Annotated in this window: 16 protein-coding genes; 8 read left to right on the top strand and 8 right to left on the bottom strand. The window is 46.5% G+C overall.

All coding sequences use genetic code 11. The features are described from left to right. Positions 1–175: 175 nt before the first annotated feature. Both H6F98_RS05085 and H6F98_RS05090 read right to left on the bottom strand, forming a co-directional pair. The gene (locus H6F98_RS05085) at positions 176–667 is read right to left on the bottom strand and encodes a hypothetical protein (RefSeq protein ID WP_242058377.1); all 492 of its coding nucleotides are present in this window, start codon (positions 665–667) and stop codon (positions 176–178) included. Between the two features lie 343 nt (positions 668–1,010). Then, positions 1,011–2,612, bottom strand: a complete 1,602-nt coding sequence (locus H6F98_RS05090; RefSeq protein ID WP_192217589.1) for a S8 family serine peptidase — start codon at positions 2,610–2,612, stop codon at positions 1,011–1,013. A gap of 174 nt (positions 2,613–2,786) precedes the next feature. Here H6F98_RS05090 and rpe point away from each other — a divergent pair, with 174 nt between their 5' ends. Then, complete coding sequence (rpe, locus tag H6F98_RS05095; RefSeq protein ID WP_192217590.1) at positions 2,787–3,494, top strand: ribulose-phosphate 3-epimerase; 708 nt, start codon at positions 2,787–2,789, stop codon at positions 3,492–3,494. Positions 3,495–3,734: 240 nt separating this feature from the next. On the opposite strand, the gene H6F98_RS05100 is transcribed toward rpe, so the two are convergent. Both H6F98_RS05100 and H6F98_RS05105 read right to left on the bottom strand, forming a co-directional pair. Further along, positions 3,735–4,082: a DUF86 domain-containing protein gene (locus tag H6F98_RS05100; RefSeq protein WP_192217603.1), complete on the bottom strand. Its 348-nt coding sequence runs from the start codon at positions 4,080–4,082 to the stop codon at positions 3,735–3,737. Beyond that, the gene (locus H6F98_RS05105) at positions 4,072–4,362 is read right to left on the bottom strand and encodes a nucleotidyltransferase family protein (RefSeq protein ID WP_192217591.1); all 291 of its coding nucleotides are present in this window, start codon (positions 4,360–4,362) and stop codon (positions 4,072–4,074) included. Before H6F98_RS05105 ends, H6F98_RS05100 begins: the two co-directional genes overlap by 11 nt. A 264-nt stretch (positions 4,363–4,626) precedes the next feature. On the opposite strand from H6F98_RS05105, the gene H6F98_RS05110 reads away from it, so the two are divergent. Beyond that, a complete protein-coding gene (locus H6F98_RS05110) occupies positions 4,627–5,829 on the top strand; it encodes a DNA cytosine methyltransferase (protein WP_192217592.1) in 1,203 nt (400 codons plus the stop codon). A 22-nt stretch (positions 5,830–5,851) separates the two neighbouring features. On the opposite strand, the gene H6F98_RS05115 is transcribed toward H6F98_RS05110, so the two are convergent. The 3 genes from H6F98_RS05115 to H6F98_RS05125 all read right to left on the bottom strand — a co-directional run bounded on the left by H6F98_RS05115 (position 5,852) and on the right by H6F98_RS05125 (position 7,257). Then, a complete protein-coding gene (locus H6F98_RS05115; RefSeq protein ID WP_192217593.1) occupies positions 5,852–6,592 on the bottom strand; it encodes a SinI family restriction endonuclease in 741 nt (246 codons plus the stop codon). A gap of 60 nt (positions 6,593–6,652) precedes the next feature. Then, positions 6,653–6,907 (bottom strand): helix-turn-helix domain-containing protein, encoded by a 255-nt coding sequence (locus H6F98_RS05120; RefSeq protein ID WP_192217594.1) that lies wholly within the window; start codon positions 6,905–6,907, stop codon positions 6,653–6,655. 170 nt (positions 6,908–7,077) lie between these two features. After that, positions 7,078–7,257 carry a hypothetical protein gene (locus tag H6F98_RS05125; protein WP_192217595.1) on the bottom strand — a complete coding sequence of 60 codons (180 nt, stop codon included), beginning with the start codon at positions 7,255–7,257 and terminating at the stop codon, positions 7,078–7,080. Here H6F98_RS05125 and H6F98_RS05130 point away from each other — a divergent pair. The 3 genes from H6F98_RS05130 to H6F98_RS05140 all read left to right on the top strand — a co-directional run bounded on the left by H6F98_RS05130 (position 7,240) and on the right by H6F98_RS05140 (position 9,370). After that, complete coding sequence (locus H6F98_RS05130) at positions 7,240–7,446, top strand: hypothetical protein (protein ID WP_192217596.1); 207 nt, start codon at positions 7,240–7,242, stop codon at positions 7,444–7,446. The two genes, H6F98_RS05125 and H6F98_RS05130, sit on opposite strands and share 18 nt — an antisense overlap. Then, the gene (locus tag H6F98_RS05135) at positions 7,446–7,808 is read left to right on the top strand and encodes a hypothetical protein (protein WP_192217597.1); all 363 of its coding nucleotides are present in this window, start codon (positions 7,446–7,448) and stop codon (positions 7,806–7,808) included. Before H6F98_RS05130 ends, H6F98_RS05135 begins: the two co-directional genes overlap by 1 nt. A gap of 275 nt (positions 7,809–8,083) precedes the next feature. Beyond that, the gene (locus H6F98_RS05140) at positions 8,084–9,370 is read left to right on the top strand and encodes a serpin family protein (protein WP_192217598.1); all 1,287 of its coding nucleotides are present in this window, start codon (positions 8,084–8,086) and stop codon (positions 9,368–9,370) included. A 123-nt stretch (positions 9,371–9,493) separates the two neighbouring features. Here the strand turns inward: H6F98_RS05140 and pgeF are convergent, their stop codons facing one another. Beyond that, a complete protein-coding gene (gene pgeF / locus H6F98_RS05145; RefSeq protein WP_192217599.1) occupies positions 9,494–10,318 on the bottom strand; it encodes a peptidoglycan editing factor PgeF in 825 nt (274 codons plus the stop codon). A gap of 132 nt (positions 10,319–10,450) precedes the next feature. Here pgeF and H6F98_RS05150 point away from each other — a divergent pair, with 132 nt between their 5' ends. From H6F98_RS05150 to H6F98_RS05160, 3 genes are all read left to right on the top strand, one after another. Beyond that, entirely contained in the window at positions 10,451–11,407 is a 957-nt protein-coding gene (locus tag H6F98_RS05150) for a biotin--[acetyl-CoA-carboxylase] ligase (RefSeq protein ID WP_242058379.1), read from the top strand. A 197-nt stretch (positions 11,408–11,604) separates the two neighbouring features. Then, on the top strand, positions 11,605–13,023 hold the full coding sequence (locus H6F98_RS33930; protein ID WP_192217600.1) for a M23 family metallopeptidase: 1,419 nt from the start codon (positions 11,605–11,607) through the stop codon (positions 13,021–13,023). Between the two features lie 334 nt (positions 13,024–13,357). Next, the coding region (locus H6F98_RS05160; RefSeq protein WP_192217601.1) for a tryptophan 2,3-dioxygenase family protein at positions 13,358–14,104 on the top strand (747 nt) is incomplete at its 3' end.

The raw sequence follows: 14,104 nt of genomic DNA on the forward strand, positions 1-14,104 counted from the left end.
GCTTTTGATTTGCTGGGCGTGAGTGTATTTTGTACCCAGTAAAGTCGGGGGATTTCTTGCCCTTACTTCAGTCACAGCATGGGTTATGGCGATTTGTCAAAGGGGAACTTCAGTCTAAAGCACAACTAAAGTACAGTAGTACGCGATCGCTTAATAAAAAAATCTAAAATTCAACTTATTGACGAGGAACCGACAAGCTATCCTGACCAAAGGACGCAACTACCTCAAGTTCGCAAACAGGAAGCTCTGGGGTGTAATTGCAGGTATAGGTTGCTAGACGTTCTCCCTGCTGGTTGAAAACTCTGACATCGTACTCATAATCTCTAGCAACCGTGCCGAAATTATTAACAAAGCGATAGCGTCCTAAATAGTCAAGAAGAGTCCAGAGTTGAGCGTTAACGACCATATCTATCCTCTTCTCATCTTGGTACGCTATCCAGTTGTTAATGAGCTTGCCACCAACCACATTGAACTGTTCCTTTGCCCACCAAAGGCTGGGAATTGCGACTTCAGTTGCAGAGATAGTATTTGCCGTGATTAGATCACGTCCTGGAAGTGGGGCATCCAGCTCTAGTAACTCTAATTCCAAAGGTTCCGAAGCAGGCTCTGGTGCTGAGGAGGTTTGAGCCAATGCTAGCTGAGGGATGAAAACTGCCAGGAGACTCAACAGTAGGAGTAATAAAGAACGCTGGCTCCATCTTGAGTGAAGAAGCGGGGTTGACCTCTCCCTGTTTAACCCGTTTTCTCCGCATTCGTTTTTTGTTAACGCAAAGCTCATACTCTTGCCTCAAACTGGTGAAGCACTCCCCGTTGTCGTCTTTACAGTGCTAACTTCCAATTTATGACATGACAGCCCTTTAATTGTTCCGCTTCAGGGAGTAACCAACAAGGGAGGTGGGGAAGTAGGAATGAAGTGCAAATTGCTACAAGTTCGTTCTTCAAACTGCTATCTACGACATATAGACTTCTCTACTCCTGCTCCTCTTCTCCCCCTGCTCCCTTCGGTGACTCTACTTGGCGGGAACTGTCCACCAAGCAAGGGCGTAAGGCTGAGATGCCTCATTTACCTGTTGGCGATACTGAACGCGGATTTTATATCGACCAGCAGTAGGAACAGGGCAGAAAATATGTTCTACGCTATCGACTTCACTGATGGAAGAACAGACACTTTTGTTTGTGCCGTCGTCATCAGCAGGTACTAGATAGAGGTCGAGGTTATTTAAACCGCGATCGCGAAAACTCTCCCCAACATCAAAGGCATTGTTCTTGTTCTTATCGTCTAGATCGACTAGGCGCTCCCAAGCAAGGGTTAAAGACACAAAACTGCCTGCCTTTAAAGGTTGTTCCAAGACATAATCCTGAGAGGCTTTTTCCTCAACCGTTCGATAATCCCAACCCATTGATGGCACCACTGCCTCTGGACTCCATTGACCAGGACTAAACTGCTCATAAGCCCTGAACGCATTAAGATGCCCTGTACCCATCTGGATATCTAAGGGGATTTTTGGGTCTTTGTAGGCATCGGACTCTAACCAGTTGAGGCTATTTTTGCCCAAAACGGTGCGAGTCATTCCCAAGCGCAAGCCATCACCATTGTCTTTGATTTTGTCAGCGGAGTTGAGCAGCACTGCTCTCATCACTTGGTTGCGTCGAGAATCTGTACTCCAGTTTGGCTGCTTAGACTGGAGTTGGCGATCGCCAAATTCCTGAAGCAGTGCTACTGATGCTGTAACATGAGGAGCTGCAAAGCTTGTGCCACTGACCTCAACAATCTTGCCATCCAGTTCATACACAGCAATTTTGCTGCCGGGAGCAGATAGATTAATCGAGCGACGTGGACCAACATTAATTTCACGAGTGATCAAACGTCTGCCAATCCCTACAGGAAGCGCACTCAAGTTAGCAAAGTCTACCTTGCTAAATACTCCGTCTCTCTGCATTGTGTAGGCAACATTAATCCCATTAAAGTTGTCGGTGGGAATCGGAATGCCACCACTGCCTTGATTTCCTGCAACCACGTAAAGGACATCGTGGGTGCGGGCTGACCAATCAATACATTGAGTCAGTAAAGCATTGCCATCAAGCGTGGCTTCTGGTCTAGGATCACGCTGGAGGGGTTCACCAAAGCTAAAGTTAATTGCCCGAACATCTCCACCGTTTTGCAAGGCAATATGTTGGGCAGATAAACACTCTTCGGGTTGCCCACCTTCCACAGGTGAACCGGAGGCAGAGGAATATAAGCGTGCCCCCGGTGCCACTCCCGGTAGGGTTTTGTCGCCACTAATCATCACACTAGCGACCATCGCTGCGTGGGAATCAACATCGGTATTCACTTTCGCTGGTTCATTACGAAAGAATACTCGTTCTAATGCGATCGCAGGATTCCAGGAAACTGACTTGTCAATTCCAAATAGTCCTGGTCTGCCAATTTCGACCTGACCAATCGCAATTTTACGACCAGTTAAGTTGTAGGGGGGTTCGCGGAGTTTTTGGGCATTAATTCCCGTTTCTCCTACAGAAGCGGGTGAAGCCAGTGCTGGGATTGTGAAGCAGGAGGCACTTAAACCCCCAATTATCCATCCGAGTCTCTTTACAGTCTGCCGATGAGCCAAGGAAGCTTCTCCTAAATTGTTATCAGTTATTAGGGGCAGGTGGGTCGAAATCTACGTGTAGTCTTACCCACCTCTAAGTTATATGTACTTAGTTGGGGATCGCAAAGTTAGGGGATTACTAAAGATTTTGTTAAGATATATAGGCACAGAGGACGCAGGAGAGTATCGCCAGTCATGACCCAATCGCAATCTCAGAACCCCATAGTTATTGCCCCTTCTATCCTATCAGCGGATTTTAGCCGACTGGGGGAAGAAATTCAGGCGGTGGATGCCGCTGGTGCTGACTGGATTCACGTTGACGTGATGGATGGTCGCTTTGTCCCGAATATCACGATTGGTCCTCTGATTGTTGAAGCAATTCGTCCCATTACGAAAAAGCCTCTGGATGTCCACTTGATGATTGTGGAACCAGAGAAGTATGTAGAAGATTTCGCGAAAGCAGGAGCTGATATTATTTCTGTTCACTGCGAACATAACGCTTCTCCCCATCTACACCGTACCCTTTGTCAGATTAGAGAGTTGGGTAAGCAAGCGGGTGTAGTGCTGAACCCCTCAACACCGTTGGATTTGATTGAGTATGTGTTAGAAGTCTGTGATTTGGTGCTGATCATGAGCGTCAATCCCGGCTTTGGTGGACAAAGCTTTATCCCAGAGGTATTGCCAAAAATCCGCAAACTGCGTCAGATGTGCGATGAAAAGGGTCTTTCTCCCTGGATTGAAGTCGATGGTGGACTGAAGGGAAATAATACCTGGCAGGTTTTGGAAGCGGGGGCAAATGCGATCGTTGCTGGTTCGGCTGTGTTTAAGGCGAAAGATTACGCAGAAGCGATCGAAGGGATTCGCAACAGCAAGCGTCCTGAGCCAGAGTTAGCAACTGTTTAGAATTACACTTGTTTAAATCTCTTTAACATCAAAAAATAACCTGCTGGAAATTTCACCTTCAACAAGGGTAGACAAAAGCGGGTTATTTTGATGAAGTATTGCCTGATATAGATATGCTTAAAAGCGATCGCGCTGTTGGTCACGCGAACGTTAGGACTAATGTCTGATTGGCTGAAAAGTGAAGCTCTTGTCGAAGAGCAAAGACGCAATATCTGCCCCTCCCCATCAGCGAAAAAGCGATCAATCACCAAACTCCACTGCTAGTATGTGCTGTACCTGTTCCAGCAAAGGCGGTACTTTGTTCTGGATAATATCCCAAAGAATTTCGTTCTCCAGACTAAAGTAGGCGTGAGCTAGTACATCACGTAGTCCAGCAATTTTTCGCCACTCAACCTCTGGGTAGCGATTCCGAATTTCTAAGGGTACGTTTTTGGCAGCTTCCCCAATAATCTGTAGATTTCGCATTACCGCATCAAAAGTACGCTCATCAGCTAGGAAATCCTGAAAGTTCATGCCTTGGGTGTAACGTAGCACCTTAGCGCTGCTGGCAAGAATGTCTTCAATGTAGAGGCGGATACTACGTGACAGGAATAGCCTCCTGTTCTATGGAAAGTCGAATTTGTGGTCTGAGGGCACGCCTACTCACTAAGTCTACCTGTGTTCCAAGGTGGTCTTCTAGGTAGAACTTCAGATCCATGTAGCGGTCAAAAGTTACTAGTCCCTCAAACTCAACTAAGATATCCACATCGCTACCTGGTTTAGCCTCATTCCGTGCCACTGAGCCGAAAATTGCTATTGACTTAAGTCCAAAGCGCTTGAGTGAGTCTTGATGCTGCGCCAGAATGGTCAGTACCTCATCTCGCTGCATGGTTTACCTGTAAAGCCTTGTCTCAAATTTTACATAGGCTTGATGGGAAAATATGAAGCAAAGAAAGCGATCGCATTTTCCCTCACTGTCACGATGAAAGCGCTTCCTCTTCTTATCACTCACTCTTAGGCATGGCTTTTCCCTAACCAACTGCCTTCCACTAACGCTTCTACCTTGCTGAAGTTTGTATGGTATGATGGCTGGCTCACCTGGTAAGGTGGGGACAAAGATTAATTCGCCACAACAAGCTCTTAGGAGACAAGCGTGATAGATGGTAAGCCGATATCTATTGGTTTATTTGCTGGGGCTTTTGGTCTAGACCTTGGCTTGGAAAAAGCAGGCTTCCATACAGTGAGTGTGGTAGAAATAGACCCTGATGCGACAAAGACCATAGCTCTCAACCGACCGCGCCTTCGTGAAAGTGCTGTGCCAAGAGATATACTTCATGTCAGCGCTCATACTCTTCTCGAAGAAGGAGGGCGTTTTTTAGAGCTTGGTAGACCTCTACGTCCCGGTGAGGTAGACCTAGTAACTGGTGGACCGCCCTGTCAGCCTTTTAGTACGGCAGGAAAGCGGATGTCTGTTGGTGACCCTAGGGGGAGCTTGTTTAAGGACTTCATACGCATCGTTCAAGAAGTTCAGCCACGCTTCTTCGTTATGGAAAACGTCAGAGGGCTACTTTCTGCACCAATTCGGCATAGACCTCATAGTAATCGAGGGCTAGATCATCCAGTGCTGGAACTAGATGAGTTGCCTGGTTCAGCACTTCAGGTAGTGTTAGCAGAAATGGAACAGCTTGGGTACACAGTTGCTGCTCCTAGGCTTATAGAGGCGGCTGACTATGGTGTTCCTCAGAATAGAACACGAGTGATATTTATCGCTTCAAGAGATGGTGAATCGGTCAGTTTTCCTGTACCAACTCATGGAAAGAACGGTATTGGTGGACTTCCCAAGTGGTGTACACTCAACGATGCGCTGGAAGAGTTAGTTGATTCAGAACCTGAGTACATTCCTTATGCAGAGAGCCGCCTAAAGTACTTGAGGCTTTTAAAAGGGGGTCAAAACTGGAGATACTTACCCGATAACCTAAAGCAAGAAGCCATGGGAGGTGCTTACAACTCAGGAGGAGGAAAAGTTGGCTTCTATCGTCGGCTGTCTTGGGACAAGCCCTCTCCAACTGTTACGACAAGTCCCCACCAGAAGGCTACAGATATGTGCCACCCGGAAGAACTACGCCCTTTGAGTGTTAGGGAATGTGCAAGGATTCAAACTTTTCCTGATGACTGGGTTTTTTATGGCTCAACTGCTTCCAAATACAGACAGATTGGTAATGCAGTACCAGTATTACTTGGAAAGGCGATTGGTGAACACATCGATAAGTTAATCAAAGGAGAGGAAGTTGAGAAAAAAGAGGACTTCTATCAGCTTCCACTTTTTAACACGCTGAATTATTGTTCTAGCTTTTGATTTTACACTTCTATAACTCTATTTAGGTATCACCTGCATCATTCCAAACATTATCGTGTTCTACATATACAGCAGCAGGATTATCAGTGATGGTTTTTCTGATAAATGAAGAAAAGTCAGGCTCAGATAGTTGTGTACATCCCACCCGTTCATTTAATACATCCCAATAGCAAGCCCCATTACTAGCATTAATCCTATGCCATTTTATAATTGGAGTTCCCTGACGTATCTTGTTACTTGAACTATTTTCAGAATTACTACGGTTCTTAACTTGTAATAAGTCACCGTTCTGGGTACAAAAGTCTACACTTTTCATAGTGTCACCCCAACAGCAATACCATCCGTAGGGTAACAGCCTTTCTGCTAGATATTCTTCTAACAGAAGTCCTAGAATATTTTCGGCTGCCATTGAAAGACGATGAGCCGATTTAATAGCGCTGATTTTTGAGTCATCTAGAGAAGGAAGACGAACTGAAATAATCGTGTCAATAATTTCATCAGGAATAGTACCAATCTTCTTGCTAATTCGCTTTGATGGTCGATTATTGTATCCATTGAAGTACTTCTCTAACCACTTGCTGATATGCGGCTGTGAGAATAAGTCAGCCTGTCCAAAGGTTGAGCATAGTGTAGGAAATCTACAACAGACTGATAATACTGTTTGTACAGCAATATCCCAGGACATACCAGAATCAGCTTTTACTATTCTTTCTGCTTGAGACATTACCAAAGCTGGCTCGAAATCAGGTATTTGTTGATTCATGAATGGCGCTTACTGTTGAGTGACATCCTTTTTGCACTTTTGCGATCGCATCCTCTCCCCCTACTCCCCTTCAGGCGATCGCTTTGGTACTCCAAACTCGTCAGGCAACTCCTCAATGCTTTTGCCAAATACCTTACAGAGTGCCTTCATTTGAGGCACAGTCAACATTGCTGGTGCGCCTCTCTCCCAGCGACTAATAGTTGCTACAGCTACACCAATCCTAGTAGCTAGCTCCTGTTGGGAGAGTCCCGCCTCTTCTCTAAGTTTCTTCAACGGGGACTCGTTGTCCTCTGAGCCAGATTTCTTTTTGACCACAAGCTGTTAATTTAATACTTTGACTTGATACTTTGACTAGTCGATGTATAATAAAGAAGGACACAAGAACAGGCAGGAAATCCGGGAAGCCACCGCTAGGCTAGTTAGGTGCTTTCTTGGATACCCTTTTGGATGCCTGCTGCTTTCTCAGTGTCTTACATAAATAGTCATCACACCACAATCTTGTAGGTGATTCCGCTTTGAGCGCTGAGCGCTTCGCCTATTGGGTTGCCATATTCCTTGCGAAATCTGCGTACATCTCGTGCGCGATCGCATATTTTCCATGTCCATTTACCCAATCGGCAAGCATTCGCTATTGCCAGGAGTGCCTCATGAGCTACAAAACTCAACTGTTTCCGTGGTGCATTATTCGCCCTAAAGCCAACATACAGCAAATTATCGTCGCTCGTTTTCGCCGTCGCAGCGATGCAGAAGCCCACCTTCAAATTCTCCGACAGCTACTGCCAAACGCACCCCACACCATCATCTTTGACATCACACTCGATAATTCCAAGCAAGACAGCGAGGGAGCGAAATAATGAGCATCTTATTCCGACGCATTCAACCCGCTCAGCGATTTCATATCAACCTCCGCTACATCGCCCATGTCTTGAAAATTCCCCTATCTGCGATCGTGCGGGTTGAATGCTGGGCTTATGTTCTATTTGTCCATCGCCGTGATAAAGGCGGTCAATTCATTAGTTACCGTACACTGAACCGTTGGACTAGAACAATTGCTCGGATGATTCAGACAAGCCCTACCTTAGAAGATTTAATGAAACTGGGATATTGGATTAAAGAGGAAGCCGAGACATTCAAGGAAAAATACCCTCCAACTGTGTTGGATTACTGGAGAAAACTCTGGGCAGAACGCCGAGATGAACTCATACCATTTTGCTAGTGCAGCATGGTCCAAATGAGTGACCAGCTAACAACAGAGGCAAAAGTAAAAAATACAAGCCTTTTGACCTTCTGCCTTCTTGCACTAGTTCCTGCAACAAATCAGATTCCTACTCCCTCCTTCGGAAAAAACCCTAGAAGTAATTCCCCGATGGTTGCTCAAAAGTGATGAATATAAGCAACAAGTCATAGTTGCCAAAACTGTAACCAGTAGAAGACCTCTAGCTAGAACGGGTCATCCTAAAAAGTAATTGCATCGGTAAGTGAGGTAGTGTAATGAATCGAAAGATGCTCAGTCGAGTGGGTGTTAGTGTGGCAGCAGGGATTGTTCTAGCAGGTTTACTAGGAGGGGTGATGGTTCAAAAACTTAACGCCTTCAGTGCCTTGTTGAACTCCCAAAAGCCTGAATCACCACGTTTAAATGCACACTTAGCTAATGCAACAGTGGATTCCAAAGTTGTTGCGGCAAATACAAAATTTGGCTTTAAGCTCTATAAAGAAATTCTTAAGCAGGACAGCAACAAGAACGTTTTTGTCTCACCGACTAGTGTTGCGATCGCACTTTCCATGACCTACAACGGGGCTAGTGGCGAAACCCAGCAGGCGATGGCAAAAGCATTGGAATTACAAGGCATAGCCTTACCCACCGTTAACCAAGCTAATAACGCCTTAAAAGCCTCCTTAGAAAATGCTGATCCAGATGTTCAGCTATCAATTGCTAACTCCCTATGGGCAAAGCAAGGCTTTACCTTCAAGCCTGACTTTATCGAGAGGAACAGGCAGTTCTATGGAGCGAAAGTCACAGAACTCGACTTTACTAGCGCTGATGCTCCACGTACTATCAACAACTGGGTTAAAGAAAACACTCGTGGGAAAATAGAGCAGATTATTGAGCAAATCCAACCCGATCATGCTCTCTTCCTAATTAATGCAATTTACTTTAAAGGTAGCTGGACGGACAAATTCAAAAAGAGTCAAACGGCTGATCGTCCTTTCTATCTATCCGATGGGAGCCAGAAGCAACACCCGATGATGTCTCAATCGGGTGAGTACCAATACTACGATAATGACACGTTTCAAGCTATCAGTTTACCTTACGGAAAAGGACGCATGAGTTTGTACGTCTTTTTACCCAAAAAGAATACTAATCTTGAAGCGTTTCAACAACAGCTTACTGCTGAAAACTGGCAAAAATGGATGACTCAATTCGGGATGCAGGAAGGCTCTATCCAACTCCCTCGCTTCAAGTTAGATTACGATATTCAACTCAATACGGCGCTAAAAGCATTAGGGATGGAATCAGCTTTTAGTGACGCAGCAAATTTTTCTAATATGGCTTCTAATCCAGTTGCTATCAATGAAGTTAAACATAAGACTTTCGTAGAAGTGAACGAAGAAGGAACAGAAGCTGCGGCGGCGACTTCTGTCGCCGCTGTTCCTACAATGGCAAGAATTCCAACAGAACCTTTCCAAATGGTTGTTGACCGTCCCTTCTTCTGTGCAATTCGGGACAATCGAACCGGAACAATTTTGTTCATGGGTTCAATTCGAGAGCCAAAGTAATATTGGTTGTTAGTTGTTAGTTGTTAGTTGTTAGTGGTTGGTGCGAAAGGTTCTATTAACCACTAACAATTTCCTCTTGATTGCTCGTAGGGGCGCACCCCAAGAGGGTCCTTGAGTGTATTGCTAACTTGAAAACACGTTAGCGTCAGGTGTTTTGCTGACAATGCCTGACCACTGGACTTTTTTGAGCTTATCGCGGCGATAGGAGAAGAAATGCTCTGGTTCCTGATAAGTGCAGTAAGGTGCGATCGCAACTTGTTCAGAACTAACACCCAGTTGTTCCAGTTGTAGTGCGTTCACTCGCCGTACATCTAGACGCACTCGTCCGGGTTGTGAGTCGTCAAGGATAGGTGGGTTGGGTAGTTGCTGCAAGACATCGAGAATTGCTTCTAGTGTCTCTGCTTTATCTTTTGCGACAATGCTTGCACCCACTTCAGCAGCAACTGTTTCTGATACCTGATAAACCTCACCAGCGATCGCAGGTCCCATAGCAATGCGTATATCTTGGAGGCGGCTACCAGAGTTGAGCAAGCGTGCGATCGCATTTGGCACAATTCGAGAAGCTGTTCCCCGCCAACCTGCGTGTATGGCGGCGACTTGTCCTGTCTTTTCATCCGCAATCAACACAGGCGTACAATCCGCACTACAAACCCAGACGGCTTGCTGAGGTTGCTCAGTCAAGATACCATCAGCAGGTGGTTTTTCTGGCTCCTCTTTCCTCTCCTGACTCGCACGCGCTGCACTTTCAATCTCTGAGGATGTTAGAACTGTATTGCCATGTACCTGTCTCACTCGATACACTTGAGCCTGAGGCTGGAGTGCGTCCACAATTTCTGCGGGAGAGCGCGGGGAAAATGCTGAAGTGAAAAAGCCATGTTCCCAACCTTTAAGAAGACTACAGGTCAGATAGGGCAATTCTTCCCAAGTCTGCCAGCACCAAGTATGCATAAAAGAATCTCGAACAGTTGTTTCAATCACGCTCCCTGTCCTTATAAGAAAGCTGCATTTAAGCCTAGGAATTTATCAATTCCTGGTGAATCTATGCTAACTTAGGCAACGAATTACTTCGAGCGCGTAGTAATGGTATTTAATCAGCAACAGTTTGAGGTAGCTCTATCAGAGGTCGGCAAGCATCTATCTCAACAGGGCATAGGGATGGGGAATTGGGAAAATAGGAGCAGAGATTTAAAACCCGGATACCTTCTGAAAAAAAATCCTTCCCAGCCGCCAGCCCCTAGCCCCCAGCCCCCGGTAGTCATTCCTCCGCGACCTGTTGAAGAGATACCTCTACACTTATTTGACACCCTGCCTTCTACAAACCAAACTCTCTGGGAATTGCTCAACCAAGGAGCAACAGCAGGAAGCATTGTTATTGCCGCTCAGCAAACGGCTGGGCGGGGGCAGTGGGGGCGGCAATGGCAATCTAACGTTGGGGGACTTTACTTATCGCTGGCTTTAGCGACCAATCTTCCTGCCTCGAACAGCGCTCAGCTAACTTTATCTGGTGCTTGGGGAATTGCCACAGCTTTAAGGCATTATGGTATTCCTGTTTTCCTTAAGTGGCCTAATGATTTACTTCTGAAGGGGCGCAAGCTGGGAGGTATTTTGACTGAAACCCGTGTCAGGCAGGGTTGGATTGCTCAAGCTGTTGTTGGTGTCGGGATTAATTGGAGCAATTGTGTGCCTGAATCAGGCATCAATTTGCAAGCTTTTTGTGAAGAAGAGTTAAATGTAGGCGTGACATCTTTGGAAATGCTTGCGGCAATTGTTATACAAGGACTGAATTTTGGATACCAAAGCTTGTCTGAGCAAGGCATGGAAAATCTGCTACCGTCTTACCTGGAGTTACTCGATAGCCAAGGACGGCACATCACAGTGGACGGAAATCTTGGAACTATCGTAGGTGTCACACCCACAGGGGATTTACGAGTCAGCTTAAATTCAACAGAAGCTGCCGTTGGGGAAGTTACAACATCCGCTTCCTTAACAGAAATTTGCCTAAAGCCCGGTACAATCAGTCTTGGCTATTGTCAATAATTCGTTGGGCATAACGGTCAAAGTCGATTGGGTCTGTGACTAAACAAATACGTCCCTGACCGAAATTCACGAGACCTTCCAGATGACTTTTTTAGAGTGAGGAGTAGGAGTCGGAAATGACAAAAGGAACTTCGTCGGGTTGCACCCCTTTAAGCATCTTTTATCGGTGTCCCCGATTGATACAGGGACTGAGTTTTATGAGCAGTCTTGGGCTTTTGAGCAGTGGTCTGGTTATTGCTCAAACAGAAACCGCCTCAGACCCTGTAGCTGCGCCACCACCAGCGGTTGAAGCCCCACCCGTTGTTCACGTTAACGAAGCGGCTCCTCCAGTGCGATCGCGTCCTAGAGAAGTCGCCGCACCTGTAGAAGCCCCGGCACCAGCTTTCAAACCGAAGCCAGTAGCTCCAGAGACAGTTATTGTGCCAGTTGTCCCCGTGCGTAAGCCCACTCCGGCTCCTGCACCTGTAGTAAGAAAACCCGTTCCAATTGCCAGACCACAAATTTCAAGACCAGCACCTGCTGCCACAACACCAAAAAAACCTGTGCTAGCGGCTCCCAACTTATCTTTACCGGACAGGTCAACCATAGCGAAGCCCCCCAGTGTCATCTTCAACCCTGCCCAGACAGAGCAAACCGCTAACAGCCCAGTTGATCCCAGCAATAGCTACATTGATCGCACAGACTACAGTATTGGTGCGACCCAGAGGTATAATGCACCGAATTCCGTTGTCTTAACCGAACGCTCAACAGGCTGTAGCGCTGTCGCGCAAAATGGGCAGCTTTCCAGTGGAGCCTGTGGCGGGATCACACCTCGTCAACAAAAGCCCGGTCAACAAATAGCAGGTCAACAAACACCAGATCTACAAAAACCCAGTCAACAAACAGCGCGTCAAGCCCTCGCCAGTCTGGTTACCCTTCAGGAACCTCAGCTAAACGGAGTAAGAAGGCTCCCAGCCCCTCCTATCAGGGGAATCCAACCTGTCAGAGTCGGACTGTTGAGAGTCAGTGCTAGTGGTGTGCGTCCGACTGGGCAGAAAGCGTATTCCTCCTATTCTGGCGGAAGTTCTAGCGGAGGCGGGACAACACCAACAGGTTTGGCTTACTACAACCTCACCAATCGACCTGTAGGGCGTCCGAGCATCGGAAAATCGAGCTTTATGTTCCCTCTAACAATTCCTGTCTCAATCACCTCGCTATTTGGCTGGCGGCTTCATCCCATTTCCGGTGACTACCGTTTTCATGCGGGGACAGATTTGGGCGCACCTCAAGGTACGCCTGTAATTGCGGCGGCATCTGGAGAGGTGGCAACTGCCGACTTTTTGGGCGGCTATGGACTCACCGTAATTTTGCGGCATGAAAAGGGCACACAGGAAAGCCGCTATGCTCACCTTTCAGAAATCTTTGTTCAAACTGGCGAAGTTGTAGAACAGGGAACTGTGATTGGGCGCGTTGGCAGCACGGGTAATTCTACTGGCCCTCACCTGCACTTTGAATGGCGACACTTAACCACTGATGGTTGGGTAGCCGTTGATGCTGGCGCTCATCTGGAGTATGCTTTGGCTCAATTCATCAATGCTCTACAACTCGCCCAAGGAACCCCACAACGAGGGTTTTAGAAACGGGAAAAGGGAAAAGCTCGCTCAAGAAGAAGTTGATGAGGTGATAAGTGAAAAATTCCCAAGGTTTATGTAGTGTTCGCATTCTTTTTCATCAATTTTTTGGGCAGGCGGGACTCCTACCCCATAAGAAAAAATGACTATGAGTGGGATGGGCCGAAAAGCCCGTCCTAGCTACTGCTCTTCAAGAGGTCTAATCAACTAGGTAAGGCACTCAGCGTTCCACCTGACGCTGGGTGTTTCAGTGTTTCCAAGACCAAAATAATTATCGAGTGTGACAGTTGAAAGGGCGGAATGTGGGTTACAAAATAATCTTTTTTAGATGGCTTTCAAGATGATGGAATCTTACAAATCTCAACCCTTACCTCCACTAGATCCGAACCTAGATGCTACTAACAACCACTACTGGAGTTATCACAATCTTGAGGCACTTTTAAGTTGCAAGAACCCTTTAACCGCCTCAAAGGACGAAGATTTATTCATTGCCGTCCATCAAATCTGTGAACTTGCCTTCAATCAGATGATCGCAGATATGGAGCGCGTGTTAGAAGGTTTAGCTGTTGCTCTAAAAGATGAAGTAGATGCAGTAGTTGGTGATACAAGTGAGGCGTGTTACTTCTTCAAACGCATTCTCCGCCTCTACGAAGTGGTAGTGACAACTATGCCAATTCTTACCACGATGCGAGCCTTTGCCGAGTTTCGTACCACTATTGGCCCAACAAGTGGTTTCCAATCCTTCCAGTTTCGCCATCTAGAGATTATGAGTGGTGTGCCGAAGTACTGGGAAGGTGGCACCAACGATGCAGAGGGTAAACCCCACATTGCCGAAACAGAGTTTGAGCGCCGCTATGGAGATGATATTGCTAAGTGGTTCGAGCAATACCGCAATCACAATCTTGCCTACTACTACGAAACTCTAGTCAAGCGTGCGGCGGGTGACTCTAGAGAACAACAAGTTGCCAATCTACTAGACCTATCCTTAATAGAAAAGCTGTGGGATGATGAAAGAATAATTAAGAATTCCGTGCATCTAGTAATGACAAGTCCTTTGGAAAGAATCGAATCACATCCTCAAGAAGCA

The organism is Microcoleus sp. FACHB-SPT15 (assembly GCF_014849525.1).
GTDB lineage: Bacteria > Cyanobacteriota > Cyanobacteriia > Cyanobacteriales > Coleofasciculaceae > Symplocastrum > Symplocastrum torsivum.

Bases quoted from the DNA above. Each gene is read 5' to 3' on its own strand.
- H6F98_RS05105 (WP_192217591.1), bottom strand. From the start codon at position 4,362: ATGCAGCGAGATGAGGTACTGACCATTCTGGCGCAGCATCAAGACTCA.
- H6F98_RS05150 (WP_242058379.1), top strand. From the start codon at position 10,451: ATGGTATTTAATCAGCAACAGTTTGAGGTAGCTCTATCAGAGGTCGGC.
- H6F98_RS05135 (WP_192217597.1), top strand. From the start codon at position 7,446: ATGAGCATCTTATTCCGACGCATTCAACCCGCTCAGCGATTTCATATC.
- rpe (WP_192217590.1), top strand. From the start codon at position 2,787: ATGACCCAATCGCAATCTCAGAACCCCATAGTTATTGCCCCTTCTATC.
- pgeF (WP_192217599.1), bottom strand. From the start codon at position 10,318: ATGCATACTTGGTGCTGGCAGACTTGGGAAGAATTGCCCTATCTGACC.
- H6F98_RS05115 (WP_192217593.1), bottom strand. From the start codon at position 6,592: ATGAATCAACAAATACCTGATTTCGAGCCAGCTTTGGTAATGTCTCAA.
- H6F98_RS05140 (WP_192217598.1), top strand. From the start codon at position 8,084: ATGAATCGAAAGATGCTCAGTCGAGTGGGTGTTAGTGTGGCAGCAGGG.
- H6F98_RS05130 (WP_192217596.1), top strand. From the start codon at position 7,240: ATGAGCTACAAAACTCAACTGTTTCCGTGGTGCATTATTCGCCCTAAA.
- H6F98_RS33930 (WP_192217600.1), top strand. From the start codon at position 11,605: ATGAGCAGTCTTGGGCTTTTGAGCAGTGGTCTGGTTATTGCTCAAACA.